General features: G+C 40.8%; 24 protein-coding genes and 2 pseudogenes. 9 read left to right on the forward strand and 17 right to left on the reverse strand.

Going from position 1 to position 26,044, the window contains the following annotated elements:
* Positions 1-325 precede the first annotated feature (325 nt).
* On the reverse strand, positions 326-2,044 hold the full coding sequence (locus ACF8FD_RS03630) for a GMC oxidoreductase (RefSeq protein ID WP_392453202.1): 1,719 nt from the start codon (positions 2,042-2,044) through the stop codon (positions 326-328).
* Between the two features lie 114 nt (positions 2,045-2,158).
* The gene (locus tag ACF8FD_RS03635) at positions 2,159-3,604 is read right to left on the reverse strand and encodes a coniferyl aldehyde dehydrogenase (protein WP_125269083.1); all 1,446 of its coding nucleotides are present in this window, start codon (positions 3,602-3,604) and stop codon (positions 2,159-2,161) included.
* A 153-nt stretch (positions 3,605-3,757) separates the two neighbouring features.
* On the opposite strand from ACF8FD_RS03635, the gene ACF8FD_RS03640 reads away from it, so the two are divergent.
* Positions 3,758-4,777: an AraC family transcriptional regulator gene (locus ACF8FD_RS03640; RefSeq protein ID WP_004694646.1), complete on the forward strand. Its 1,020-nt coding sequence runs from the start codon at positions 3,758-3,760 to the stop codon at positions 4,775-4,777.
* Positions 4,778-4,807: 30 nt separating this feature from the next.
* Here ACF8FD_RS03640 and ACF8FD_RS03645 read toward each other — a convergent pair.
* A pseudogene (locus ACF8FD_RS03645) lies at positions 4,808-4,924 on the reverse strand (IS5/IS1182 family transposase); the annotation flags it as partial.
* 757 nt (positions 4,925-5,681) lie between these two features.
* Between ACF8FD_RS03645 and ACF8FD_RS03650 the strand changes: the two are divergent.
* Positions 5,682-7,010, forward strand: a complete 1,329-nt coding sequence (locus ACF8FD_RS03650) for an OmpP1/FadL family transporter (protein WP_178896259.1) — start codon at positions 5,682-5,684, stop codon at positions 7,008-7,010.
* Between the two features lie 311 nt (positions 7,011-7,321).
* On the forward strand, positions 7,322-8,446 hold the full coding sequence (locus tag ACF8FD_RS03655) for an OmpP1/FadL family transporter (RefSeq protein ID WP_392453204.1): 1,125 nt from the start codon (positions 7,322-7,324) through the stop codon (positions 8,444-8,446).
* Between the two features lie 72 nt (positions 8,447-8,518).
* Here ACF8FD_RS03655 and thrH read toward each other — a convergent pair whose 3' ends face one another.
* Positions 8,519-9,136, reverse strand: coding sequence for a bifunctional phosphoserine phosphatase/homoserine phosphotransferase ThrH (gene thrH / locus ACF8FD_RS03660; protein WP_392453205.1), 618 nt, complete (start codon positions 9,134-9,136; stop codon positions 8,519-8,521).
* A 202-nt stretch (positions 9,137-9,338) separates the two neighbouring features.
* Here thrH and ACF8FD_RS03665 point away from each other — a divergent pair, with 202 nt between their 5' ends.
* On the forward strand, positions 9,339-10,073 hold the full coding sequence (locus tag ACF8FD_RS03665; RefSeq protein WP_125274524.1) for a phosphoadenylyl-sulfate reductase: 735 nt from the start codon (positions 9,339-9,341) through the stop codon (positions 10,071-10,073).
* 161 nt (positions 10,074-10,234) lie between these two features.
* A complete protein-coding gene (locus ACF8FD_RS03670) occupies positions 10,235-11,614 on the forward strand; it encodes a wax ester/triacylglycerol synthase family O-acyltransferase (RefSeq protein ID WP_392453206.1) in 1,380 nt (459 codons plus the stop codon).
* A gap of 66 nt (positions 11,615-11,680) precedes the next feature.
* On the opposite strand, the gene ACF8FD_RS03675 is transcribed toward ACF8FD_RS03670, so the two are convergent.
* The 6 genes from ACF8FD_RS03675 to ACF8FD_RS03700 all read right to left on the reverse strand — a co-directional run bounded on the left by ACF8FD_RS03675 (position 11,681) and on the right by ACF8FD_RS03700 (position 16,430).
* Positions 11,681-11,854, reverse strand: a complete 174-nt coding sequence (locus ACF8FD_RS03675) for a PA1571 family protein (protein ID WP_004981331.1) — start codon at positions 11,852-11,854, stop codon at positions 11,681-11,683.
* 131 nt (positions 11,855-11,985) lie between these two features.
* Positions 11,986-13,440 carry a ribonuclease G gene (gene rng, locus ACF8FD_RS03680; RefSeq protein WP_004981336.1) on the reverse strand — a complete coding sequence of 485 codons (1,455 nt, stop codon included), beginning with the start codon at positions 13,438-13,440 and terminating at the stop codon, positions 11,986-11,988.
* Between the two features lie 38 nt (positions 13,441-13,478).
* Positions 13,479-14,045, reverse strand: coding sequence for a Maf family nucleotide pyrophosphatase (locus tag ACF8FD_RS03685; protein WP_392453207.1), 567 nt, complete (start codon positions 14,043-14,045; stop codon positions 13,479-13,481).
* Positions 14,033-14,524, reverse strand: coding sequence for a rod shape-determining protein MreD (mreD, locus tag ACF8FD_RS03690; RefSeq protein WP_392453208.1), 492 nt, complete (start codon positions 14,522-14,524; stop codon positions 14,033-14,035). The genes ACF8FD_RS03685 and mreD overlap by 13 nt, the downstream gene beginning before the upstream one ends.
* Entirely contained in the window at positions 14,511-15,368 is an 858-nt protein-coding gene (gene mreC, locus ACF8FD_RS03695) for a rod shape-determining protein MreC (RefSeq protein ID WP_004694667.1), read from the reverse strand. The genes mreD and mreC overlap by 14 nt, the downstream gene beginning before the upstream one ends.
* Before the next feature lie 15 nt (positions 15,369-15,383).
* A complete protein-coding gene (locus ACF8FD_RS03700; protein ID WP_004694670.1) occupies positions 15,384-16,430 on the reverse strand; it encodes a rod shape-determining protein in 1,047 nt (348 codons plus the stop codon).
* A gap of 133 nt (positions 16,431-16,563) precedes the next feature.
* Between ACF8FD_RS03700 and gatC the strand changes: the two genes are divergently transcribed.
* Genes gatC through gatB form a run of 3 tightly spaced genes read left to right on the forward strand, consistent with a single transcriptional unit; the run spans position 16,564 to position 19,885 of the window.
* Positions 16,564-16,878, forward strand: a complete 315-nt coding sequence (gatC, locus tag ACF8FD_RS03705; protein WP_004694671.1) for an Asp-tRNA(Asn)/Glu-tRNA(Gln) amidotransferase subunit GatC — start codon at positions 16,564-16,566, stop codon at positions 16,876-16,878.
* A gap of 53 nt (positions 16,879-16,931) precedes the next feature.
* Positions 16,932-18,410 (forward strand): Asp-tRNA(Asn)/Glu-tRNA(Gln) amidotransferase subunit GatA, encoded by a 1,479-nt coding sequence (gene gatA, locus ACF8FD_RS03710; protein WP_392453209.1) that lies wholly within the window; start codon positions 16,932-16,934, stop codon positions 18,408-18,410.
* Positions 18,410-19,885, forward strand: coding sequence for an Asp-tRNA(Asn)/Glu-tRNA(Gln) amidotransferase subunit GatB (gatB, locus tag ACF8FD_RS03715; RefSeq protein ID WP_392453210.1), 1,476 nt, complete (start codon positions 18,410-18,412; stop codon positions 19,883-19,885). The genes gatA and gatB overlap by 1 nt, the downstream gene beginning before the upstream one ends.
* 29 nt (positions 19,886-19,914) lie before the next feature.
* Here the strand turns inward: gatB and ACF8FD_RS03720 are convergent, their stop codons facing one another.
* The gene (locus tag ACF8FD_RS03720) at positions 19,915-20,403 is read right to left on the reverse strand and encodes a hypothetical protein (protein WP_228290406.1); all 489 of its coding nucleotides are present in this window, start codon (positions 20,401-20,403) and stop codon (positions 19,915-19,917) included.
* Positions 20,404-20,878: 475 nt separating this feature from the next.
* Between ACF8FD_RS03720 and ACF8FD_RS03725 the strand changes: the two genes are divergently transcribed.
* Positions 20,879-21,457, forward strand: coding sequence for a DJ-1/PfpI family protein (locus ACF8FD_RS03725; RefSeq protein ID WP_205667006.1), 579 nt, complete (start codon positions 20,879-20,881; stop codon positions 21,455-21,457).
* 172 nt (positions 21,458-21,629) lie between these two features.
* On the opposite strand, the gene ACF8FD_RS03730 is transcribed toward ACF8FD_RS03725, so the two are convergent.
* From ACF8FD_RS03730 to ACF8FD_RS03755, 6 genes and pseudogenes are all read right to left on the reverse strand, one after another.
* Positions 21,630-22,148 (reverse strand): hypothetical protein, encoded by a 519-nt coding sequence (locus ACF8FD_RS03730; protein WP_125275099.1) that lies wholly within the window; start codon positions 22,146-22,148, stop codon positions 21,630-21,632.
* A 110-nt stretch (positions 22,149-22,258) separates the two neighbouring features.
* On the reverse strand, positions 22,259-22,603 hold the full coding sequence (locus tag ACF8FD_RS03735) for a hypothetical protein (RefSeq protein WP_228290407.1): 345 nt from the start codon (positions 22,601-22,603) through the stop codon (positions 22,259-22,261).
* A 59-nt stretch (positions 22,604-22,662) separates the two neighbouring features.
* Positions 22,663-23,121 carry a hypothetical protein gene (locus tag ACF8FD_RS03740; protein ID WP_228290408.1) on the reverse strand — a complete coding sequence of 153 codons (459 nt, stop codon included), beginning with the start codon at positions 23,119-23,121 and terminating at the stop codon, positions 22,663-22,665.
* Positions 23,122-23,181: 60 nt separating this feature from the next.
* Positions 23,182-24,234: a hypothetical protein gene (locus ACF8FD_RS03745; RefSeq protein WP_104221983.1), complete on the reverse strand. Its 1,053-nt coding sequence runs from the start codon at positions 24,232-24,234 to the stop codon at positions 23,182-23,184.
* A 143-nt stretch (positions 24,235-24,377) separates the two neighbouring features.
* Complete coding sequence (gene sbmA, locus ACF8FD_RS03750; protein ID WP_058869082.1) at positions 24,378-25,571, reverse strand: peptide antibiotic transporter SbmA; 1,194 nt, start codon at positions 25,569-25,571, stop codon at positions 24,378-24,380.
* Between the two features lie 344 nt (positions 25,572-25,915).
* A pseudogene (locus ACF8FD_RS03755) lies at positions 25,916-26,044 on the reverse strand (IS5/IS1182 family transposase); the annotation flags it as partial.

Raw genomic sequence — 26,044 nt, forward strand, 5'->3', positions numbered from 1 at the left:
AAACTATGGAAAGAGTCATGATTACTTTGATCTTAGTTATTATTTTGATTTTACTAGTCATATTTTATAACAAGAAAAAATAAACTATGGCTTTTGGGTCTATGAATAGACTCAGTAATGCCCCCCAATTAATCGGTAAAAAGGTAAGATAGCTTTTTGCTCTCTTCTTAGCTTAGGAATTTCTGAATTATAGCCCATAAAATCAGCAACGACCTCTAACGCTGTAATACAGCGTTAGAGGGATAATGATCTCAAGATTGTATTGCTTCGGCTGTCTATTTTGCCGTATTAGGCACCATCACCAGCCCAAACCATATTCCCTTTTTTAAGCATTACTTAATGCACTGGCTAAATCACCAGTACCCTTCAAGTCAGACACCTGTCCCTCCAAAGGCCGACTAAATTCGATACGCTGAATCTTTGCTGCCCGCTCTGCGGAGAACACTGGGATTTGACTCATCGCAAATTCGGACAGTGCGGTAATGGTCAGTGAGGGATTCACACCTAAATTTCCAGGTACAATCGAACCATCTAATACGCGTAAATTTTGATAACCAAAGACTTGACCTGTGAAGTCCACAACGCCATTCGACTTATCATTGCCCATCGCGACACCACTCATAATATGTGCTGTCGTTGGCGTTCCCAGTAAAATTTCGGTAAGTGCAGAACCTGGCTCTCCACCCAACTTTTGTGCAATCATTTTAGTGGCTTCTTCAGCCGCAGGGAATGAAACTGTGAGTGGCGTATCCCCTTCTTTTTGCACGGCAGTAATACTATTCTGGAACAGTCGATACCACTTTCTACGCCATTCAAAATGAATGAATGCTTCAGACTTTTGCATTACCAATAAAATGATCGAATCTTTGGCTTTACCCTTATAACTTAGTACTTTAAAGGTTTTTAAGGGATGTATTAAAGTGTTGAACACAAACTTCATAAAGCGCATAAAGCCCTGACCAGTCACCATCGGCACATATGGAATATAAATCCATGAAGCATCTGCGCCTTCAGGGAACCGTGTGACCTCGATATTGGTATCTGCATCGACTGAAATAAAGGAGCTGATTGCCACACCATCATCCAGTTTTTTACCAGTATTGTTCACTGTGGTCAGGGTTTCCGAGTTCGTCCGAACTTCCTGTCCCAGCAATGAAGAAATATTGGGTAAAGTTTTATGCTGATCACGCATTTTTAACAACATCGGTACAGTGCCCATTACACCCGCAGATAACACCACCCCACGACTGCGCAAACTATACTGACGAACTTGTTTCCCAAGGGTTTCTTTGACTATTACTTCGTAACCTGCGCTACCATCTTCATTCAGTGGTTTAATTTTCACCACTTCTGAACTTGGACGAATTTCAACGCCATTACGCTCAGCAAAATACAGGTAATTTTTCATGAGGGTATTTTTTGCATTGTTGCGACACCCCAACATACAAGCACCACAATAAATACAGGAGTTACGATCTGGCCCATCTCCATTGAAATACGGATCTTTCGCTACTTGTCCTTCTTGACCAGCTACTTGAGAAAAGAAGACCCCCGTATTCACTGTTTTAAATGAATTTGCATATCCAATTTCACTCGCAACTTCTTTTAACGTGTCGTCTGCAATATTGGTATAAGTATTATTCGCTGTACCCAACATACGTTGAGCGAGACCATAAAACGGCTTTAAGGTTTCTTTCCAGTCTTTACGAATCTTGGTCCACGCCTCGGACTCAAAAACCGCATCAGGTGGAATTAAGTGTACATTGGCATAAATTTGTGAGCCCCCACCAACGCCTACCCCATGCAAAATGGTGGTTTTACTGGTGAAAGTAAATTGCATCGTACCTCTGAATCCCAGTTCAGGCCGCCACAAATAGTTTTTGGTGTCTAAATTTGTAGTTGGAAAATCCTTGTCTTCACGGCGTAATCCTTTCTCCAAAATCAGGACTTTATAGCCTTTTTCACTGAGGCGTAAAGCACTGACCGATCCACCAAAGCCTGAGCCGATCACGATTTGATCATAATCAAAATCTTTATTATTCATCCTATTAACTCCTTTAATAGTTTTATTTTTCTGTTTTTAAATACACCAAACCCTTCACTTCAAAATATCCATCTTGAAGTGAAAAGTGATTTTGAGGTTTTAAAATTTAAGCGCTTATGACTTCATGCGAATCAATAAATTCAACAGCCAATTAGCAAATTTTCCATACGGTGGCGCGAGAAACTTCAAACTCGAAAAACCCGCCTGATAAAATACAGGGCGCATTTTAGAAAAAGTCAAAAAGCCTTCATAGCCATGATAGTGCCCCATCCCGCTGGCGCCGACCCCACCAAATGGCAAGTCATGCTGCCCGACATGAAATAAGGCATCATTGACCGAAACCCCGCCCGACATAACTCTGCTGATATAAAATTCGACTAAGCTTTTATTATTGCTAAATGGATAAAAGGCCAATGGACGATCACGCTGAACAATATAGTCAACCACATCTTCAGGCTTTTGGTAGGTTTTGACCATCAAGATCGGGCCAAAGGTTTCACGCGTATCAATTTCCATCTCATCATTACTGTTCAACACCAAAGTCAGTGGAAATTTTCGTGTCGCAGCATCAGGCTCTTGCTGATTTAAATTAATTAAACTAGCCCCTTTGGCTTCAGCATCTGCCAAGCTATGTACTAAGCGCTGAAATGCACGCTCATCAATCACAGAAGTATAATCTTTGCTATGAATATCAGGCACATGTTCCTGCACCCAAACTGATGCCGCTTGAATAAACGCTTGTAACCTCGACTCATGTACAAATAAATAATCGACATTGGTACAAATTTGTCCCGCATTAAACTGTTTCACAAACATAATACGTTCTACAGCTTTCTCAATAGGGTATTCAGAGTCAATCACCGCAGGAGATTTACCACCCAGTTCCAGAGTCACAGGGGTCAAGTTTTGTGCTGCAGCAGCCATGACTTTACGCCCTGTCGCACCAGAGCCAGTAAACATCAAGTGATCAAACGGCAATTTTGAAAATGCGATACCCACTTCACCAGTCTCATCAAAAATCTGTAATTTTTCCGCTTTAAAGTATTTGGGACTTAACTCAATCAGTAATTCAGCCAAATGTCTTGAATTTTCAGACATTTTAACCATAGCGGTATTTCCCGCAGCAAACACGGCTGACAACTGTGAAAACATCAAATTAATGGGGAAATTCCACGGCACAATAATTCCAATCACCCCCAGTGGCTGCGGAATCACACGGTTTTTTGCACCAAAATACAAGCTATGATCGACATGTCTTTTTTGTACTTTAGTCCACTGTTTCAAGTGTTTGATGCTGCCGTTAATATCATCTGTGACCGTAATAATTTCTGCCAGTAAGGTTTCATGACGTGAACGATTGCCATAATCTCGATTCAGGGCTTCAATAATTGCTTCACGGTGATCGTTAATCAATGCTTTTAAATTCAGTAAATGTTGCTTGCGTTGCGCAATTGTTTCAATGCCTTGTTGATGAAAGCTTTTGCGCTGCAATTGAAAACAATCGTGTAATGTCTGTTCTATCACTGTTTGCTCGATATGAGGCTGAACCGTAAGTTGCATATGCTTTTCCTTTCACGGCTAAAAATGGTGATTCAATACTTCTTTTCTATGTTGGTTGAGATAATCTCTTATCCTACTTTAACAAATGACTTGAATTATGCTTGACTTTTTAGGACACTAAATTGATCTTTTAGGACAACATGGAATGTTGTAATGGGAAGTTATATTCGTGCAGCCAGCCTCGGCGGTTTTGAAGACTTAGTCCGTAGTTATGGCATAAACCCTATAGAAATCTTGAAAGAGATCGGGATTTTACCTGCTTTACTCCGTGATCCAGATTCATTTATTCATTATGATCATTATTTAAATTTATTGGAAAAAGCGGCCTTAGCCTGTCAGGATGACTGCTTCGGTTTAAAACTCGGCGCACTCCAAAATATTAGCACAATCGGTTTGATTGGCGTCTACATGTCCCGACAAACGAGCATACTTGAAGCCTTAAGCGTGGCGCAAAAATATGTCTATTTACATGCTGAAGGCATTGTCTTCCACGTCTCGCAACATAATGCTCTGCTCTGTAAGCTGAACTTTGTGCGTTTAAGTGAATACAACACCGATGTACCACAAAAATCACAACTGGCCATTTGCCTTGTCGCGAATATTTTAAAAGATTTGATTGGCCCGCAGTGGCATGCAGAAAAAATTTGCTTCAAGCAAAAAGCACCACAAAAAGGTGCTCAAACTTTCCAAGCTCATTTTTCATGTCAGGTAGAGTTTGAAACCGATGAAGATGCACTTTATTTTCCTGCAAGCTTTTTAAGCTATAAACCCTATAATTTTAATGAAGATGCCATTAATCAACTAATCGTACAGCAGCTTGAAACACAAAGCAGCACCAAAACTGAAGACAATACCGCACTGATAGAGAGTTCAGTCCGCATGCTAATGGCGACAGGAGACTGCAGCATTGAAAAGATCGCGCTGTGTATGGGCATGCATCCGAAAAAGCTTCAGCGCGCTTTAAAAATGCAAGGAACAAGCTATCGAGATATACTCGAAAATGTCCGAAAAAAAGAAGCACTGCGTATGCTTGATGCAGGCAATGTGAATTTGACGGATATTGCTCTACAGTTGGGCTATGCAGAGTTATCTATTTTTAGTCGCAACTTTAAAAGTTGGTTTGGCGTTCCTCCAACCGAGTTAAGAGACAAAAGTCGAAGCCATATTGTATGACTTCTGGTTTTGCTACTTTGTTCAATAATGAGCATACCTCTGAGTTTCAAGATCAAACCAAATGGCAATATTTCCACGATTAATGAGAACTCGGTTATATGAGGAGCAATTGCTTGTACGGTCAATTTTAGGTGCTGGCTTCTTCATTCGGAAATTATATTGCTAAAGATGGCTTTAAGAATAGGTTTGTACAACAAAGCCCATCCTTCTAATCATTTATGGTTCACAGTAGAGCGATAGCAAACTAAAACTCTAAATTTTTTAATAAATTATGCTTTTAACGGTATAACAAAACTACAGCTTAATTTAAGTCAAGATTGAGTGCTGATTGCACCGCTTAATGACCACCTATCTTCATTCATCTATATTTAAAACTAAAGATTTTTGTTATTAACATTTGATTCAAATTTATATGTTTTTTTATAACACAACGCAATATATCCGCAACAATTATCATTGCTGCTGTAGACAATATTAATCATGTAAAAAACAATAACTTGATCTTATATATAAAAATAATCGATGAATGATCTATAAAATATAATTTTGTATTATAAAACAGCAATGAAAAACAGTGATAAACATCACAAAAAGGATTTATTTTCACACTCAATTGAGTATTTTTTAACCAAAAAATAAATTTTATATTTCAAATTATATATGTATATTTTTCATTAACTTAAGTTATAAAAATGTGTTTTTTTAGTATAAAAACTCTATTGTGATTATTTTTTGAACTGATTAGTTATATCTAGAGCATTTACTCTTATTTTAATTGTGATATTTTTGTCACATGGAGTAACAAATGGTCTCGGTGAATACAAGCCGAAATCATCCTAGATGAAAGCTTAAAGCATCAACAAAAACTGTCATAAAAGACTTTATAGCCCAAGGGAAATGTATAATGAAATTAAAAGCACTAAGCACAGCAATGATTTTAGCAACTGTACCAATGACGGGTGCATTTGCAGCAGCTTTAGATCGCTCAGGTCAATCTATCGCAGCGTTTTTACAACCAGGTAATTACTTTGAGGCTGGTATTTCTGTATTAGATCCATCTGTATCTGGTAAAGCTAATGCAGGCTATACTCCTAACCCTGCTATTCCTGCAGCATTAGCTGGTCTTGAGAATACCTCTCTATCAGACATGGGCGAAGATTATTACTTCCCAAGTGCAGCATTAAAGTTTCAAGTAGCTGATAATTTATCAGTGGGTCTTTTATATGATCAACCTTTTGGTGCTGATGCGGCCTATTCAGTTGGTGATGCTGGAGCAAACCCAGCATTAGCAGGTTTGGGTCTTCCAGCTGCATTATTTGCTGGACAAGGCTTATTCCATAACGGCCAAGAAGCAACTGAAGTAGAAGTTACAACCGAAAATTTAACATTCCTAGTAGGCTTCCAACCAACTGAAAACTGGAATCTATATGGTGGTGCGGTATATCAGACCATTAAAGGGAATGTTCAACTACGTGGTACCGCATACGGTTCTACTATTGCATTAGGCCAATATAATGCAGATATGAAAGAAGATTCTGCAGTAGGCTGGATTGCAGGTTTAGCTTACCAAATTCCTGAAATTGCATTAAAAGCATCATTAACTTATCGTTCTGAAATTGATCACGAAGCAGCAACCAACGAATATGGTACAAGCTTAATTTTAACTGGTTTAGTTCCTGGGCCAGGTGCAGTATATAACGAAAATACTTCTACCAAGATTACAACTCCACAATCTGTAAACCTTGATTTCCAAACTGGTGTAATGGCTGATACAGTAGCTTTTGCTAATGTGCGTTGGGTAAACTGGGAAGATTTCTCAATTCGTCCTGAACAGTTTGGCACAGTTTCAGAAGCTTTAGGTGCTGCCAACTTAACCCCAGATAATCCAAATGGCTTTGATTTAGTTGGTTATACAGATGATCAATGGTCAGCTACTGTAGGTGTAGGCCGTAAATTTAATGAAAAATGGGCAGGTAATGTCTCTGTAGGTTGGGATTCAGGTGCAGGCAACCCTGTTTCAACTTTAGGTCCAACTGAAGGTTACTGGAATGTTGGCCTAGGTCTGCAATTCTCACCTGCTGCAAACTACTTTATCGCTGGTGGTGTGAAGTACTTCTGGTTAGGTGATGTTAAAGCTCAACCTGCATCAATGTTTGGTACAGGAAACTCTGTAGCACAATTTGAAGATAACCATGCTTTAGGTTACGGCTTAAAAATGGGCTATCGCTTCTAAGCTCTGATTAAATAAAAACCACTTTCGAGTGGTTTTTATTTTTTAACTCTAATTTTATACACTTGCATATCATTTGCTTGTTTTACAAGCAATTAATCCTGCTCCAAATATTAATTTTTTAAAATTTATCTTTTATTTTTATTTTCTTATTTATCATTTAGTTAATATAAAAATATAGTATAAATACTCTAAGCAACCCTTTTATTTAACCGCCTTAGTTCATTTCTTCAACAGAGCTGAGTATTTACTCTTTTTAAAATTATGTTACTTTCCCAGCACATTTTTGTTACAGATGGCATCAGGGAACGACCATGAAGCTCAATAGAATTTATTCGGCTATTTTACTTAGCACTCTCCCACTTACACCTGCGCTTGCTGCTGGTTTAGACCGTTCTGGTCAGTCTATTGCTGCATTTTTACAACCGGGTAATTATGCAGAAGCAGGTATTTCAATTTTAGATCCCAAAGTTCAATCTAATCAATTGAAAGTTAACGATATGGCAGAAGATTATTATTTCCCTGCTGCTGCGATTAAAGTACAAGCAACTGAACACATTTCTATAGGTCTTTTATATGACCAACCATTTGGCGCCGAATCTCTCTACCCTTCAAATAATCCAGTTTTTGGCGCGAATGGTGAAGCAACCCAAGTAGAAGTAGAAACACACAATCTTTCAGCTTTAATTGGTTACCAACCTACAGAAAACTGGAATTTCTACGCAGGTCCTGTTTATCAAACCGTACAAGGTAAAGTATCTTTACGTGGACTTGCGTACGGGGGTGCTTCTAAACTTGGCAGCTACGACATTAATTTAAAAGAAGATGAAGCATACGGTTGGCTTGCTGGTTTTGCTTATCAAATTCCTGAAATCGCGTTAAAAACTGCGATTACCTATCGTTCAGAAATCAAACATGAACTTGATACTACTGAAACTTTTGGGTTTGGTGCAATTCAACGGCCAAATGCACTCACTGAAGTTGTAACTCCGCAATCAGTAAACATTGATTTTCAAACAGGTGTTGCAGCTAACACTTTAGCTTTTGCCAATATCCGTTGGGCACATTGGGATCAATTTGCGGTCACACCAAAGTTTTTAAATGCAGCTTCTGGCAATAACCTTATTGACTATTCAGATGATCAATGGTCTGCAACCGTAGGCGCGGGTCGCAAGTTTAATAGTCATTGGTCTGGTTCTGCTTCTGTAGGTTATGACTCTGGTGCGGGTAACCCGGTCACCACTTTAGGCCCGACTGAGGGTTATTGGAGCGTTGGCTTAGGTGGTCAATACAGCCCTGCAGAAAACTACTTTATTCAAGCAGGCGTAAAATACTTCTGGTTGGGTGATGCCACTGCACGCACGGGTACAAAAAACGTTGGTGAATTTGAAGACAACTATGCTTTGGGTTATGGTCTAAAAATCGGCTACCGCTTCTAAATCAATGCACTGTTAATATCGCATAAAAACAAAGGGCATCAAATGATGCCCTTTATTGTATTCAGCTTCAGATTAAGCAGGAATATCTCGTACCGAAGCACCACGAATTGCTTCTTTTAATGCGGCATAACCATGAATTGCAGGGAATTGTGGGAATTCAGCAATCACATTTTCAGGTGCATCAAACAAAAAGCCTTTATCCGCTTCACCTAACATTGTGGTGTCATTATAAGAATCACCTGCGGCAATCACACGGTAATTTAGTCCATGCAATGCTTTAACTGCTTCACGTTTTTGGTCAGGTTGGCGCAGCTTATACGCTGTAATCATACCCTTTTCATCAGTTTCTAACTTATGGCAAAAAATCGTTGGCCAGCCCAGTTGTTTCATTAATGGATGTGCAAACTCATAGAAAGTATCTGACAAAATAATCAGCTGAAAGTGTGTGCGCAACCATTCAACAAATTCTTTTGCCCCTGAAAATGGGCCCATCTCTGCAATTACTTCTTGAATATCATTTAAACCTAAACCATGTTCTTTTAATATGTTCAAACGCTGTGTCATGAGCACATCATAATCAGGAATATCACGTGTGGTTGCTTCAAGCGCTTTAATGCCTGTTTTTTTAGCAAAGTTAATCCAAATCTCTGGAACTAACACCCCTTCTAGATCAAGGCAAACAACTTCCATGAATACTCCCTTTTATTTACGTGGAAAAATTTTGAACTATCATAGCTTAATATTTGTCTAATGCATTGCTGTTTTTTAAATCTATTTTTTTCATAAGCATTTATTTTTTAGTGATAAGTGGCTTATTTCAACTCTATTAAAATACGCAGCAAATAACGTAATATAGGTCTTGTTAGATTCCAAGCCTATTGCCAGGATACTCATGACAACCATTCCAACTATTGATCTTGTTGATGCTCTCGCAGCTGAATATGCTGATAAATCGCCAAGTGAAATTTTAGCACTTGCACTAAATCAAACGGGTGAAATTGCCATCTCGTTTTCAGGTGCAGAAGATGTCGTACTTATTGATATGGCTGCTAACTTAGGTAAACCCTTTCGTGTCTTTAGCTTAGACACTGGACGTTTACATGCAGAAACGTATCAATTTATCGAGACTGTACGTAAACACTACAACATTAATATCGAAATTTGCTTCCCAGAAGCAGATGCCGTTCAACAACTGGTCAATGAAAAAGGTTTATTCAGCTTTTATCAAGATGATCATAAAGAGTGTTGTGGTATCCGTAAAGTTCAACCTTTACGTAAAAAATTAGCGACTTTAGATGGTTGGATTACGGGGCAGCGTAAAGACCAAAGTCCAGGCACACGAACTGAGATTCCAGTTGTTCAGGCAGATGCGGGGTTTTCAGGCGAAGGCAAACAGTTGATTAAATACAATCCTCTTGCCAACTGGTCCAGTGCCGATGTGTGGAGCTACATCCGCATGATGGAAGTACCTTATAACCCATTACATGAACGCGGTTTTATTTCTATCGGCTGTGAACCATGTACACGTCCAGTTTTACCAAACCAACATGAACGTGAAGGACGTTGGTGGTGGGAGGAAGCGACACACAAAGAATGTGGCCTGCATGCAGGTAATTTGAAAAAGTAAAGACTAAAACCACTGCAAAGCAGTGGTTTTTCGCAACCAATGGATACACACAAAGCGCTCCCATTGTTAAAAAAAATCGATATACTAGGTTTAAGTTCTATAATTCTAACAAGATTGCTCATATAGGAGCGGTCAGATATTGCAGTGAGGCAATCCAGACTATGCGTCCATTACATCCGATTGACTTTATTTTTTTATCACTTGAAAAACGCCAGCAACCCATGCATGTCGGTGGATTATTCTTATTCCAAATCCCGGAAAATGCACCTGCCAGCTTCATTCAAAATTTAGTTGCAGATATTCGTAACTCCAAATCTATTCCTATTCCTCCATTTAACAACAAACTCAACGGTTTATTTTGGGATGAAGATGAAGAGTTTGATCTTGATCACCATTTTCGTCATATCGCACTCCCACAACCGGGGCGTATTCTTGAACTGCTCACCTATATTTCACAGGAACACAGTAGTTTAATTGACCGCGCTAAACCGTTATGGACGTGTCATATCATTGAAGGGATTGAAGGGAATCGTTTTGCAATGTACTTCAAAATTCACCATGCGATGGTGGATGGTATTGCCGGTATGCGATTGGTGGAAAAATCATTATCACAAGATCCAAATGCAAAGAGTATTGTACCACCTTGGTGTGTAGAAGGCCCTCGTGCGAAGCGTTTAAAAGAACCGAATGTTAATCGCTTTAAGAAAATAATGAATGGCGTAATGGGCCAGCTTGAGTCAACACCACGTGTCATGTATGAGTTGTCACAAACAGTCATAAAAGATATGGGACGTAATCCTGATTATGTTTCAAGCTTCCAAGCACCCAGCTCTATTCTTAACCAGCGGGTTAGCTCCTCCCGCCGTTTTGCAGCACAGTCTTTTGAGTTTGACCGTTTACGTCATATTTCTAAAAGTTTGGGTGTCACGATTAATGACATCGTACTGGCTATTTGTTCAGGTGCCTTGCGTGAATATTTATTGTCCCAAGACGCACTTCCTAAAAAGCCTTTAATAGCCATGGTGCCTGCATCAGTTCGCGATGATGATTCGTCTATGTCGAATCGTATCACCATGATTTTGGCAAATTTAGGCACGCATAAAGAAGATCCATTAGAGCGCCTCACAATTGTTCGTCGTAGTGTGCAAAATGCCAAAGAAAAGTTCAAACGCATGAACTCGAACCAAATTTTGAACTATAGTGCCTTTGTTTATAGTGCTGCTGGACTCAACATTGCCTCAGGCTTAATGCCTAAACGCCAAGCGTTTAATCTGGTAATTTCGAATGTCCCTGGCCCACGTGAACCATTGTATTGGAATGGGGCAAGACTCGATGCGCTATACCCTGCCTCAATCATTTTGGATGGTCAAGCACTCAACATCACCATGACCAGTTATTTAGATAAACTTGAAGTTGGTTTGACGGCTTGTCGAAATGCACTGCCGAAGATGCAGAATCTACTCACACACTTAGAAGAAGAGATTCAACGCTTTGAAGCGATTGTGGGGGTCGAAGGCCCAAAGTTGCAAGCGGTCAGTTGATGCCGCAAAAAAACGAATCAGAAATACAAGAATAATCAATAAAACTAAGGGGCTTCGATAAGCCCCTTAGTTTTTAATGCTACGACATTGTTTTAATAATTGATGACACGCAGTACGAATCATGGCAGTTGTAATTTGTACTTCTTTACCCTGATCATCCACGATATATGCATTATGCGTTACTTTCGTATCTAATAAATGTTTCAAACTAGGTTGAATAATTGCTTCTCTAACACCCATATCACACCTCATTTGCTAAACCTATTTGGGAGAATAAGCTTTGGCTATTTCCGTGTTTCTAGTATTAAAAATCTAAGATCGAAAGTAAAATTTCAGTTGTAACAACTATTTAACCATATATTGTTACAATTTCAGCTCAGAATGATATCGTATTGCTCTTGCGTATATAAATTTTCCACCTGAAATTTAATCACACGACCAATGAAATGCTCTAAATCAGCGACTGCTGGGGCTTCTGCAGTTAACAAGCGGTCAATCACTGATGGATGCGCAACGACAGTAAAGCCAGTCTGAGATTGATACGCACGTGTATATCTCATGATTTCTCGAAAGATTTCGTAACATACAGACTCAGCTGTTTTCACATAACCTCGTCCCTGACAGGTCGGACAAGATTCACATAATAAGTGCTCTAATGATTCACGCGTACGTTTACGCGTCATTTCGACCAAACCTAGCTCAGAAACCTGCGTAATTTTGGTTTTTGCATGGTCCTGCTCAAGCATCCGTTCAAACTGAGTCATGACCTCAGTTCGATGCTCCTGCTCTTGCATGTCAATAAAGTCGATAATAATAATACCGCCTAAATTGCGTAATCTCAGCTGACGCGCAATAACCTGTGTCGCTTCCATATTGGTTTTAAACACGGTGTCTTCTAAAGAGCGACCACCCACATATGAGCCTGTATTGACATCAATAGTCGTCATAGCTTCAGTCTGGTCAATCATCAAATAACCACCGGACTTCAACGCAACACGCGTCTGCAATGCTCTTTGAATGTCTTCTTCGACATTATACAAATCAAAAATTGGGCGCTCACCCGGATAATGAATGAGGCGTTCTTTAATATTCGGGACAAATTCTTCTACGAACTCTTGGAGCTTGCCATGAATTTCACGTGAGTCGACTGAAATTTTAGCGGTCTTTTCACTCGCAAGATCGCGAATAATACGCTGAGGTAAAGGCAGTTCTTCAAAAATTAATGATGGCACCGCTATACTGATTTGCTTGCGCTGAATAAATTCCCAAAGTTTTGCCAAATAAGCCATATCTTGTGCAATAGCAGCTTCCGCAATCCCATCAGCGGCGGTACGAACAATCACTGAACCCGGAAGTTTATGTTCCGCTTGAATACGCTCAATCATCGAACGTAAACGATCACGTTCAGCTTCAGACTCAATGCGTTGAGACACACCCGTATGATTGCCATAAGGCATCATCACTAAGTAGCGCGAAGGAATAGAAAGGTCGGTTGAAAGCCGAGCCCCTTTGGTTCCCAGCATGTCTTTCATGACTTGAACAGTAAGAATTTGTCCCGGCTGTAAGAGCTCAAAAACATTGGGGGTGGGTTGATTACGTGACCAAACCATATCATTAATATGTAAAAAAGCAGTTCGTGACAGTCCAATATCGACAAAAGCAGCCTGCATTCCTGGAAGAACACGCACCACTTTACCTTTATAAATATTGCCCACCAAACCACGTTTCACCGTACGCTCAATAAATAATTCATTGACCGTGCCGTTTTCAATTAACGCGACGCGACATTCCATAGGCGTGACGTTAATTAATAACTCGTCAGACATAACAAACTCAAAACATTATAAAAAATCTTTTGAGACAGTTAATTTAGTGCCTTAACTGCCTGTAATAACTGTACCGTTTCATACAACGGTAGCCCCACGACATTGCTATAACTTCCCTCTATACGTGGAATATAACGTGCCGCAATGCCTTGTATGGCGTAGGCTCCCGCCTTGCCAATGGGTTCAGATGTAGCCCAATATGCTTCCATATCATTCAGGCTTAAATGCTGAAATTCGACTTCAGTACGAACTACTATACTTGAAATTTGCGTATTTGTACGAACACAAACCCCAGTATATACATCATGCTTGCGCCCAGAAATTTTTCCCCACATTTCAAATGCATGCTGCTTAGATTCAGGTTTACCTAAAATCTCTTGATCGACTCCTAAACTGGTATCGGCAGCAATCACAATTGCATCAGGATATTGAAGCTGTACTGCCTCAGCTTTGGCACATGCCAGTCGTTCCACATAATGAGCTACCGACTCGCCTGCTTGTACAGATTCATCAATATCTGGACTATAGATATCAAAGACTAGACCGAGCTGCTCAAGCAGCTCGCGGCGACGGGGCGAACTGGATGCTAAAATTAAACGCGCCATTTCTTCAACATGAAATAGACCATCGGGAAAGTCAGCACACTACTCAACAGCGGTTGCCAATGACGTGCAAGGGGAAACTGTGCCCCAATCATAATTTGTGCGATCCACGTAATAAACAAATGCGCGACCACAGCCAAGGTGGCGATGACCCAAATATTGGCAAAGGTCATAATCCGACGTTCACGCGTTAAAAAACGGGACACAAAAGTAATCAGAACAAAACTGAGCGCGTTTAAACCCAAAGGTGCATCGAGCAGTAAATCGGTGAAAATCCCGACTGCAAAGGCAAACCAAATCCCGCTCCATGTCGGCTGGCACAGCACCCAAAACAGCATCACCATCATCATAAACAATGGACGCCATCCAGAGAGCGCATAAGACAAAGGATAAACCATCAACACTGAAGCAATGATCACTGAAAAAATGATCGGAAATAAGGGGTCACGCTGTTTGGCAGCACGAAGTTTAGCGATCGGCATGCGGTTGCTCCATCGCTAAAGAATCGGAAAATAACACAACAACATGATGACCGCCCGCTAACTGTGCAGCAGGAACAACATCAATTTGAGCAAACTCGCCTGAATTATGACGACTGATTTTTGAAATGGTGCCCACCAGATAACCTGCTGGAAAATGCTCACCTAAACCAGAGCTATACACTTTTTCACCCACTTTAATTTCGGCACTGGTTGGGACGTATTCCATTTTCAAATGACCCAAATCTCCAGTCCCTGAAACAATGGCACGCATTCCAGATCGTTCCAAGCGTACCGACAAAGAATGTTCCTTATCAGACAGCAACATGACACGACTACTATGCGGATAGACATTGATAATCTGTCCCATAATCCCTTTGTCATCGAGCACGGTTTGCCCAACTTTTAGCTGGCTGTTGGCACCACGGTTTACCACAATAATATGGCGCAGCGGATCGGCATCTGTCCCAATGACTTCTGCAATTTCCATACGACCATCAATGATCAACGGGGTATCTAACAGACCGCGTAAACGCGTATTTTCCGCAGATAATTCAGATAATTTTTGTAAACGCACCTGCGCCTGCAATAACTCGGCTTGCATCGCGGTATTTTCACGGCGCAATTGAGCTTCAGACTTTGTTTGTTGATTCAGCCACTCTCGCGATAACACGGGATAACTTGCTACGGCATAAATTGGATTATAAGCGGCGTACAAGACATCTCTTGCAGGTTGAATCACATGTGGCATGCGCCAGTTAAAAAACAGCACGACCAAACATGTGATCACTGCAATGATAAATGAGCGAAAAGATGGCGGTTGTCTGGAAAACAGATTTGTTTGCACCCGCCGATTCCTTTATTAGCCTACAAATAACATGTCGTGATTTGGATTATCGAAGAATTCTAAAACTTTACCACCACCACGAGTGACGCAAGTTAGAGGATCTTCTGCAACCACCACAGGTAAGCCTGTTTCTTGTGCAAGAAGTTTATCGAGGTTACGCAGTAATGCACCACCACCTGTCAACACTATACCACGCTCAGCGATGTCTGAAGACAACTCAGGAGGCGTTTGCTCAAGTGCAGATTTCACAGCTGAAACAATACTTTGTAATGGATCAGAAATCGCTTGCGTAATTTCGTCCGAAGTCACAGTGATCGCACGTGGCACACCTTCAGCAAGGTTACGGCCGCGAACTTCAATTTCAAGTGCTTTGGCATCGGCTTCTGGTAAAGCCATACCCACTTCTTTCTTGATAATTTCAGCGGTAGTTTCACCAATCACGCAACCATGTGCTTTACGTACGTAGTTAATGATTTGTTCATCAAATACATCACCACCAATACGTAGTGAGTCAGCATAGACACAACCTTGCAGCGAAATAATCGCAATTTCAGTTGTACCACCACCAACATCGACCACCATAGAGCCGCATGCTTGTTCAACTGGCATACCTGCACCAATTGCAGCAGCCATTGGTTCTTCAATCAAACGAACATCACGCGCGCCTGCATTAAATACAGCTTCACGAATAGCACGACGCTCAACCAAAGTTGATTTGCAAGGCACACACACCACAACACGAGGTGCAGGTGGGAACAGACGTTTTTCATGTACTTTACCAATAAATTGGTTCAGCATGGTTTCAGTCACTTCAAAATCAGCAATCACGCCATCCTTCATTGGACGAATGGCAGAGATATTTGCAGGTGTACGGCCCAGCATTTGCTTTGCATCAAGACCTACCGCGGCAACGATTTTTTGTGAACCACTGTGACGAATTGCCACAACTGTCGGCTCATTTAATATAATGCCTCGTCCTGGTGCATAAATAAGTGTATTTGCTGTACCTAAATCAATGGCTAGATCGGGCGAAAACAAGCCAATTAGTCTTTTTAGAATCACGGAGACGTTCTCGATTAAACTTTATGTGGACGCAAGGTGGCAACTTTAACTAAATGTGATGATTTGAACAAGTCAATCGCTTATTATAACGCACGATATTTTGAAATTTTTTAATACTGACTCAGGTGATGTTATGTCTACATCGGATGCACAGCATTCTGCAGATTTAAATGCACAAACAGTTTCAGCAATCGCCAATCTTGCTCGATTGTCGCTAGATGATACGCAATCTGCTGAATATGCTCAAAGTCTAAATAAAATTTTAGGCATGATGGAAACCTTAAAAGGCATCGACACCGATGGTGTTGAGCCGCTTAAAAGCCCATTTGATCACCCACAACCCTTACGTGAAGATGTGGTTTCAGAAACCAATCATCGTGATGAATATCAAGCCATTGCACCGCAAGTGCAAGACGGTTTGTACCTAGTTCCTCGCGTGATTGAATAATTTCTATTCAGTTAAACCATTATTTTGTAAAAATTAACGTAAAGACATTTCTCATGACAGATTTACATCGCTTATCGATTCGTGAACTCTCTGAGGGTTTAGCTGGGGCTAAATTTTCATCTCGCGAACTGACTGAACATTATTTAAAGCGCATTGCAATACTGGATACACAAGTTAAATCTTATGTAACCGTGACAGCAGAACAAGCGCTTGCACAAGCCGATGTTGCCGATGCTGCCATTAAAGCAGGTACAGCAACCGCATTGACAGGTGTGCCGATTGCACACAAAGACATTTTTTGTACCCAAGGCATTAAAACCACTGCGGGCTCAAAAATGTTGGATAACTTTATCTCTCCTTACGACGCCACCGTTGTAGCGAAAGGTAAAGCAGCTGGTCTAGTCACTTTAGGTAAAGTGAACATGGACGAATTTGCAATGGGTTCAACCTCTGAGAACTCATTCTACGGCGCTACAGCAAACCCTTGGAACTTAGGTCATGTACCGGGTGGTTCTTCGGGCGGTTCTGCGGCAGCGGTTGCAGCGGACCTTGCTCCATTTGCAACAGGTACAGACACGGGTGGTTCAATTCGCCAACCGGCATCGTTCTGTGGCTTGACTGGTCTTAAACCGACATACGGTCGTGTATCTCGCTTCGGGATGATTGCCTATGCATCATCACTAGATCAGGGCGGGCCAATGGCACGTTCGGCTGAAGACTGTGCCTACCTCATGAATGTGATGGCAGGTCATGATGCAAAAGACTCAACATCTGTTGAAAAAGACGTTGATGACTATGTGGCGAATCTAAACGGCACATCTGTTAAAGGTCTACGCATTGGTATTCCAAAGCAATACTTCAATGTCGCTGGTTTAGACGCAGACGTGAAAGCCCGCGTTGAAGAAGCATTGAAAAAATTGGAAGAGATGGGCGCGACCTTGGTTGAGATTGATCTCAACATGACTGAAGCTTATGTTCCGACCTATTACTTGATTGCGCCTGCTGAAGCGTCATCAAACTTGTCTCGTTACGATGGCGTACGCTATGGCTACCGTGCTGAGAACCCTGTTGATCTGATGGACTTATACAAACGTTCACGTTCTGAAGGTTTTGGTGCAGAAGTGCAACGTCGTATCTTGATTGGTACGTATGCGTTGTCTGCGGGTTACTACGATGCTTACTACGTGAAAGCACAAAAAGTCCGTCGTCTGATTCAACAAGACTTCTTAAAAGCGTTTGAATCGGTGGATGTGATTGCTGCACCTGCTGCACCAACCACAGCTTATAAAATTGGCGCGAACCTGTCTCCAGTTGAAATGTACTTGGGCGACATTTACACCATCGCGGTTAACCTTGCAGGTCTTCCTGCGATTAACGCACCTGTTGGTTTTGACAAAGACAACTTACCTGTGGGCTTACAGCTGATTGGTAACTATTGGTCAGAATCTCAACTGTTGTCTGTGGTACATCAGTACCAACTAGCGACGGATTGGCATACGAAACGTGCGGCAATTGCTGAGGAGAATGCATAATGGCTCAAGCTCAAAAGAAACCCAAGTCGTTATTAATTGATGGCTGGGAAGTCGTTATTGGGATTGAGATTCACACTCAGCTTGCAACCCAATCTAAAATCTTCTCAGGTTCTTCGACTGAATTTGGTCAAGACCCAAACACCCAAGCCAGCCTAGTTGACTTGGCGATGCCGGGCGTACTGCCTGTATTGAATAAAGAAGTGGTCGATTTAGCTATTCGTTTTGGTTTGGGTATTGATGCTTACATCGACCAAGCGTCTGTGTTTGCACGTAAAAACTACTTCTACCCTGACTCACCAAAAGGCTACCAAATTAGCCAGATGGATAACCCGATTGTGGGCTTGGGTCATATCGACATTCAACTTGAAGATGGCACGGTCAAACGCATTGGCGTGACTCGTGCGCACCTTGAGGAAGATGCGGGTAAATCAATCCATGACCAGTTTGAAGGCATGTCAGGCATCGACTTAAACCGTGCAGGTACACCTTTACTTGAAATCGTTTCTGAACCAGACATGCGTTCGGTTGAAGAAGCGGTTGCTTATATTAAAGCGATTCACACTTTGGTACGTTGGTTAGGTATTTCTGACGGCAACATGGCAGAAGGTTCGTTCCGTGCTGACTGTAACGTGTCGTTACGTCGTCCGGGTCAACCGTTCGGTACACGTTGCGAGTTGAAAAACCTCAACTCATTCCGTTTCATTGAACAAGCAATCAATGTCGAAATTGAACGCCAAATGGAAATTTTGGAATGGGACGGCACGATTGACCAAGAAACCCGTCTATTCGACCCTGTGAAGATGGAAACACGTTCGATGCGTTCGAAAGAAGAAGCGAACGACTATCGCTACTTCCCAGACCCTGATTTGCTGCCTGTGATTATTTCAGATGCGCAAATTGAAGCCATTAAAGCAACTATGCCTGAGCTTCCTGCTGCACGTCGTGCACGTTTCGTGGCGGACTTTGGTGTGACTGAGTACGATGCTCACGTGCTTACATTGACTCGTGAAATGTCAGAGTTTTATGAAGAAGTGGTGAAAGCTGCTGGCGGTGCTGCACAAGGTAAGATTGCTGCAAACTGGGTAATGGGTGAATTCTCAGGTGCTTTAAATAAAGCAGGCTTAGATTTGGCTGATTCTCCTGTATCTGCGGAAAAACTTGGCGGTATGATCGCGCGTATTGTGGATAACACCATTAGCGGCAAGATTGCGAAGCAAGTATTCGGCTTTATGTGGGATGAAGGCAAAACTGCGGACGAAATTATTGCGGAAAAAGGCTTGAAGCAGGAAACTGATACAGGTGCGATTGAAGCAATTATTAAAGACGTGCTTGCTGCCAATGAGAAGATGGTTGAAGAGTTTAAATCTGGTAAAGAGAAAGCTTTCAATGGTCTTGTGGGTCAAGTGATGAAAGCGTCTAAGGGTAAAGCCAACCCTGCTCAAGTGAATGAATTGATGAAGAAATTGATTGGTTGATTTGATTTAGTTTCAAAAGAAAACCCGCTTTAAAGCGGGTTTTTTATTTTTTCAATAATTTCTTTAATGTTGGCATTAATCTCTTCTACATGATTAAAAAACTGTTCTGATAAGTTTTCTCTAGCAATTTTTGACTCAATGATTTTATGATCGGCTTCTGTTCTATCTTTTTGCAAAAGACGTACTGCTTTGGTTAATTTTTTTGAAGATCCTATTTTTTCTTCAAACAATCCTAATAACTCTAACTTACTAATATCTCGTCCTGATTCATATACAAAATCCTTATCTAAACAATCTTTATTATTTCTAAGAAAATCTTTTAAAGTTTTCTGATTAATATTATCTGGTCCGACTAATTTAAAAAGTTCACTACAACTATCAAAATAAGATTTTTGAGTATTTTCGACTGGAGGACGGCAATAAATATTTTGTACTTTATTAAAAATATTATTCTCAAACAGTGAGTTTAATGACTCTAAGTTGTTAGTTAAATCTGATAATTCATCAGTATATTTCACCCACGCACCTTCATAATTTCTATTAAAGAATTTTTCATAGGCTTCGTCATTAGGGAGAAAGGGCTTTGTTGCACAAAGATTTCATAACTATATGATTTTAAAAGTTTTGATTATTTTTTGATCCAAAATTAAATTTATTTAAATCAGATACTTACATATTTATGCAACAAAGCCGTTTACCGTTGGAATGGTCAAAAATATGATGTCAACCGTTATGAATATCAGGGCAAAGCTTGCACATTAGACTATTAACACCTCAGCATAGTAAATTTCATATCCATGAATATATAAACTGATTGATTTAACACGCTTATACAGACAGTTAAAACGCCTCAATTACTTGGGGCTTTTTTATATAAACAACCTCAGCTATACGACTAAAGAGCACTGAATGACTTAAAAATGACATCTGAACTGTGCTAATTTAGATCAAAATTGAACATAAATATGCACAAACAATTAAGAGGGTTTAAAGATGTCAAAACAAATTTTAATGCTCGTTGGTGACTATGCTGAAGACTATGAAACCATGGTGCCTTTTCAGTTTTTAACAGGTCTCGGTTATACCGTACATGCGGTCTGCCCCGATAAAAATGAAGGTGAAAGCATCGCTACAGCTATTCATGACTTTGAAGGCGAGCAAACCTATAGTGAAAAACGCGGTCATAACTTTGCCATCAACCACAACTTTGAAGCGGTACACACTGCGGACTATGTCGGTTTAGTCATTCCCGGTGGACGTGCGCCCGAATATTTACGCATGAATGAACGTATCCTTGAGATTGTGCGTGAGTTTGATGCTGCGAAAAAACCAATTGCAGCGGTTTGTCATGGTGCACAAATTCTTGCAACAGCCGATATACTCAAAGGCCGTACTTGTTCAGCTTACCCTGCGTGCGCAGCCGAGGTGAAACTAGCAGGCGGGACTTATGCGGACATTGAAGTGACGGAAGCTGTAACAGACGGACACTTGATCACAGCGCCTGCTTGGCCTGCCCATCCTGCTTGGATGGCGCAGTTTATTCGAGCTTTAGGGGCGACTGTGACGATTTAATTGTGTTGTTCCTCAAGTGAATCTTTTATGAGATGACCTATCAGCCTTTAGGTTCAAAAATAAAAAAGCTCCTTCGATTCAAGGAGCTTTTTTAATGGCTTTTTTTATAACATTAATGCTTTCGATTCAGTTTATAAATCGCTCTCACTAGTCATATTTTTCAAAGACCGAACTATCTCGTCACACCCAACTTATTCCAAATTTCTGGGGTTAAAAAAGTCGTGACCAATTTATTTAAATCCACATAGCGCAAGACACCTTGCAACTGCCCTTTCACTTCAGGGTTCTTTAAAATTTCCTCACCTGTAATCTGTCCAAGTTCCTGAAAACTATCTCCAACCGCTTGTAAGCCTTCGGCTTGAATCACGGCTTTGGTCTGCGCTGAACATTGCTCCACTAAAATGCGTTGTAAAACTTGTGCTAAGTTTTTATCTAGCTGTGTACGCTGTGCATCGGTGACATTACTATATACCTTCAGATCAGGATGTGCAGCCAGTGCCGCAAACGTCCACTGCAACACAGTAGTTTTATCTGTTGCTGTCGTTGACTTCACCAAACAATTACTCAATTGCTCGACTGTAGTACTAGCCGTTGCAACTTGGACTGAACCACACAATGCTGCTACCAAAAAAGCGTGACGAAAAAGAACAGAAGACCGACCTCGTAAAACGCTTAAAACAGGCTGTGACATAAACTCAACTCCAATCAACAATTGCATTCTTTGTATCACAAAGCCCGTCAATCAGCCTGTTATGGAACTGTAAAATTACCGTGTAGTTGGAGAAAATTAAATCGCTCAATTCAAGCGATTTCCCTATTTAACTCAGCAGTTTCAAAGGCAGTGAGCTGTGGGTGTATGGTCGGGCATGCATTCCAAAACCAATAGAAATAACCTTTGGGGTCAAGCAAAGTATGCATCTGAATCGTAGACTGAGCACTTTCACCCTTCCAACACGCTAAAGCCGCATTACGGTTATTATGTAAATCGATAAATTCAGGAGCTGCTTGCTTCGGCATTTCAGGAATATAAAGTGCGTCACCATATTCCACCCACAAGTCAGCCAAGTAAATTTTTCGGTCTTTAGGAAAATAACGCCCTGCTGAAATCACTAAAGGTAGTTTATTTGGATCGGTCGAAGCAAACACATGCGGAAAGTCGTGATGCTCTAGGTCTGTGACGACAAAGGGGTATAAGGTTTTCGCGGCTAGATTAATTTGAATTGGTCATAAGGAAAAAAATGACCCACCAACATACCATATTGATATTTAATTTGAGACAACTTTTTCCGTGTAGCCTGTACCTCTATCGCCTGTCCAGCTTTCACCAAAGTCATACCAAATGCAGCAGCCGTTTCAGGCGTGGCTTTTAAAGGCATAAACTCAAAAGAGTTTCCCTCGAACGCTAACTGGGTCTGCTCTCCCCAATGGGTTTGGATCGTTGCAATTTCTTTGGGTACATCATAAACATGCCCCATACTCATGCGGGCATCCGTTGAGGATACTTGAATCAACTCAATAGCATCTGATACATCGGCTAAATACTCAGGTGTTCCGCCATTGTTGTAAAAATATGGCTGAGCTGAAATATCAACGTCTATTTCTTGCATGGTCTGATCCAGCAAAGGCGCAGTAAAATATGTGGCTGGCGTTTGCACATTACTCATGATGTTATTTCCTTTGGTTGAGGTGCTCACATGAAATTCTGTCGCAAACAGCCGAAAATCTTACTTCATTTGCTTGAGCATATTTTTAGCACCTGTATGGTTATGGTTTTTGGCTAAGTTCTGCAAAACATATTTTGCCTGCCCTTTAGGGTTGGAAAAACGACTGCTATAACTTGGAATACCCGTTAAACAACGTGCAACTAATATGCCCGATTCGGTATAGACATTTGAGGCATCCGACCCCGGCAAACGACCATAGTTATATGCGCGTTGTGCACTGTTACAGGCAGCGACTTGGTTGCGTCCACTGTTAATATCACGGCGTGCAGCCACATACAATTTGGCCTGTTGCTGCTGCGGTGTTTCTACAGCTTTGGCGGCTTTAGGTGGTACTTCTACTTTGTTTTCTTTTTTAGGCTCTACTTCTTTTTTACTTTCTTCCTCTTTCTTCACCTCTGCCTTGATCGCAGGTGCCTTCGTCACCGCTTTTTTGCTTGGCGTAATAGGCGTCATACTTCGTGGTGCAGGCTCAGTCAGTACTTTGCTTTGTAGATTAACCACACGAGTATCATTTGAATTAGGCAGTTTGCGTTCAGACAATGCCTCAATACTCACCAACCACTGTTCGCCATTATTAAGCTGGCAACGAAAAGTACCCGTGCCCTGTTTTAAACTGTTATAGGTACGCAGTAACTTTTTCGCCCACGGATCTTTCACTAAGCTGAAACTGCTTTTTTGTGTCTGACTAAAACGGCCACCATGTGCTTGGCAATACTGACTAAACATGCTGCGTGGATATAGCACCTCAATATCTTTTTCATTTTTTACGCCTACCGTGTGATACACGTATTCTTTGCTGTTTTTATCGGTATCATTAATTTTTCGTTCTACGATTAGTTCTTGTGGTGATGCAATATTTTTAAAAGGTGCTTGTGCTATATTTCCCAGACTGGCACAGCCCTGCAACACACTCCCCAAAACCCCAAATATACATAAAATTTTATAATTCACTACGACTTTACTCTTAAACACCCGCATAAAAACATTAGCGGAAAGCTCATAAAATAACAAACTTAAATAACTGTTTTTATTATTTATTTTAGCTTGACGCACACATCATTCTGCTTTGTTTTATGATAAACCCAACAACATTTCATAAATTTAGTTTGAACCATACAACAAAAGTTACAGACAAGATGATGCTTGAGCACATAAAAAACCTGCCGTGAACAGCAGGTGAGATACATCAAAAATATTTAGTCATCCAAAGTCGATTCAAAAGCTTTTAGACGCTTATAAATCGAGAGCAGTTCAATAATGGTTTTCCATGACAAAATTAGATATTGAAATGACTCTCGTACTTTATCAAACACATTACCAATTTGGTTGATTAAACCTAGAGTCATTTTCCCTGCTGCAATTGCGGGAAATAACACCACCAAACTGTATAAAATATCCAGTTGTCGATACCATGTCGCGACTAAGTTAAAATAAGCATAGTGAAAATAAAGTCTAAAATAATTCTTTCTTACTCTGCTAAACAGTTCGACCAATGTTGCAGGTTGGGCACGGTCTGCATGGTCTTCCCCATACACCAACTCTTTACGGTAAGCCGCTTCAACCTTCTGATTATTAAACTCTAAACCTGGTAGTTTACTTCCCACTACCATTAACAAGAACGTACCAAAAATAGCCCAAATAATAGAAGCCCAAACTAGGGAATGCTTTACTTCACCCACAATAGGCAATTCAGGAACATGCTTTGAAAGCTCAAATAGAATTGGTAAGAAAGCCACCAACACCATCACAGCCTTGATCAACTCAACGCCCAAATCTTCTAAAATAGTAGCAAAGCGCATAGTGTCTTCTTGCACACGTTGTGATGCCCCTTCTATATGACGTAATTTTTCCCAGTGTTGGGTGTAGTATTCATTCATCGCTGTACGCCACCGAAATACATAGTGGCTGGTGAAAAAGGCATTGATCACTGCGAAAGTGACCGCAACCATCGCAATATACAAGAAGGTTAAAGTACCCATATATAGGTCTTTAATATTCCCCCCTTTGCCAAGCATGCTTTGAATGAGATCCCAAAATGGTCCATACCATGCGTTGATGGCAACACTCACTTGTACGCCAAACCAGATGTTAAACAGAATAAATGCGGAGCCCCAAATCGACCATCTTTGCCATTTATTGTCTGAGACAAAACGCCAAAATAAGGCAAAAAGTGTTGTTGCTATAAAAAACCATAGATAGAACCACAGAAAAGACGGAGACCAAAAACGGCTCACTCCAATCGGCAGTTCAGCCGTTGCATAACCTTGCGGCCAACCTATGGCGCTTCCCCATGTATTTCCCCCTGTGTACCACAGTACGACATTGATCACCGACCAAAGTAATACTGAAATGAAGAACCATCTAGGGTTTGGGAAAAATGACTTAAACATGAACGATATATATCCCTCTTATATTTCAGGTATGCAATCCGTGCATACTAATCCTTATTTCTTAATTTAGTACAATCGCATTACAGCAAGTTTGTACACTTTACTTATCCTTATTGGGTTATACGTTATTTGATTTGTATGTCTCTTCACAAGAGCTTAGGACATTATTTTCCGACTTGATCAGTCACAGCACAATCAAAATAAATTATTTCAATAACTTATGATAATAGGAACAGACTTGGCCGGAGATTTAAAGTAATATTTTATTGCTTACAACTTTTGGGTTTCAAACGGCTTTGTTGCACAAAGATTTGAAATGCAAAGCGCCCCTAATTGAGCTAAATTTAAGGCGTAACTTGGGTAAGTGGTCGACCTAATTCAATAAATCTGTTGAGGACTGCTACACGTGCATGGATTTCATTCACTTGGCTATCAAAACTCCTTGCGCTGAGTTTATCTCCTAATAATTTGAT

Origin of the sequence: Acinetobacter sp. TYF_19 (genome assembly GCF_043105125.1) — a bacterium.
In the GTDB taxonomy this organism is placed as follows: Bacteria; Pseudomonadota; Gammaproteobacteria; order Pseudomonadales; family Moraxellaceae; genus Acinetobacter; species Acinetobacter johnsonii.

Bases quoted from the DNA above. Each gene is read 5' to 3' on its own strand.
- sbmA (WP_058869082.1), bottom strand. From the start codon at position 25,571: ATGTTTAAGTCATTTTTCCCAAACCCTAGATGGTTCTTCATTTCAGTA.
- mreD (WP_392453208.1), bottom strand. From the start codon at position 14,524: ATGCCGATCGCTAAACTTCGTGCTGCCAAACAGCGTGACCCCTTATTT.
- thrH (WP_392453205.1), bottom strand. From the start codon at position 9,136: ATGGAAGTTGTTTGCCTTGATCTAGAAGGGGTGTTAGTTCCAGAGATT.
- ACF8FD_RS03655 (WP_392453204.1), top strand. From the start codon at position 7,322: ATGAAGCTCAATAGAATTTATTCGGCTATTTTACTTAGCACTCTCCCA.
- gatA (WP_392453209.1), top strand. From the start codon at position 16,932: ATGACAGATTTACATCGCTTATCGATTCGTGAACTCTCTGAGGGTTTA.
- gatB (WP_392453210.1), top strand. From the start codon at position 18,410: ATGGCTCAAGCTCAAAAGAAACCCAAGTCGTTATTAATTGATGGCTGG.
- ACF8FD_RS03670 (WP_392453206.1), top strand. From the start codon at position 10,235: ATGCGTCCATTACATCCGATTGACTTTATTTTTTTATCACTTGAAAAA.
- ACF8FD_RS03640 (WP_004694646.1), top strand. From the start codon at position 3,758: ATGGGAAGTTATATTCGTGCAGCCAGCCTCGGCGGTTTTGAAGACTTA.
- ACF8FD_RS03665 (WP_125274524.1), top strand. From the start codon at position 9,339: ATGACAACCATTCCAACTATTGATCTTGTTGATGCTCTCGCAGCTGAA.
- ACF8FD_RS03650 (WP_178896259.1), top strand. From the start codon at position 5,682: ATGAAATTAAAAGCACTAAGCACAGCAATGATTTTAGCAACTGTACCA.
- gatC (WP_004694671.1), top strand. From the start codon at position 16,564: ATGTCTACATCGGATGCACAGCATTCTGCAGATTTAAATGCACAAACA.
- ACF8FD_RS03630 (WP_392453202.1), bottom strand. From the start codon at position 2,044: ATGAATAATAAAGATTTTGATTATGATCAAATCGTGATCGGCTCAGGC.
- ACF8FD_RS03685 (WP_392453207.1), bottom strand. From the start codon at position 14,045: ATGGCGCGTTTAATTTTAGCATCCAGTTCGCCCCGTCGCCGCGAGCTG.
- ACF8FD_RS03635 (WP_125269083.1), bottom strand. From the start codon at position 3,604: ATGCAACTTACGGTTCAGCCTCATATCGAGCAAACAGTGATAGAACAG.
- ACF8FD_RS03730 (WP_125275099.1), bottom strand. From the start codon at position 22,148: ATGTCACAGCCTGTTTTAAGCGTTTTACGAGGTCGGTCTTCTGTTCTT.
- ACF8FD_RS03725 (WP_205667006.1), top strand. From the start codon at position 20,879: ATGTCAAAACAAATTTTAATGCTCGTTGGTGACTATGCTGAAGACTAT.
- ACF8FD_RS03740 (WP_228290408.1), bottom strand. From the start codon at position 23,121: ATGAGTAATGTGCAAACGCCAGCCACATATTTTACTGCGCCTTTGCTG.
- ACF8FD_RS03675 (WP_004981331.1), bottom strand. From the start codon at position 11,854: ATGGGTGTTAGAGAAGCAATTATTCAACCTAGTTTGAAACATTTATTA.
- rng (WP_004981336.1), bottom strand. From the start codon at position 13,440: ATGTCTGACGAGTTATTAATTAACGTCACGCCTATGGAATGTCGCGTC.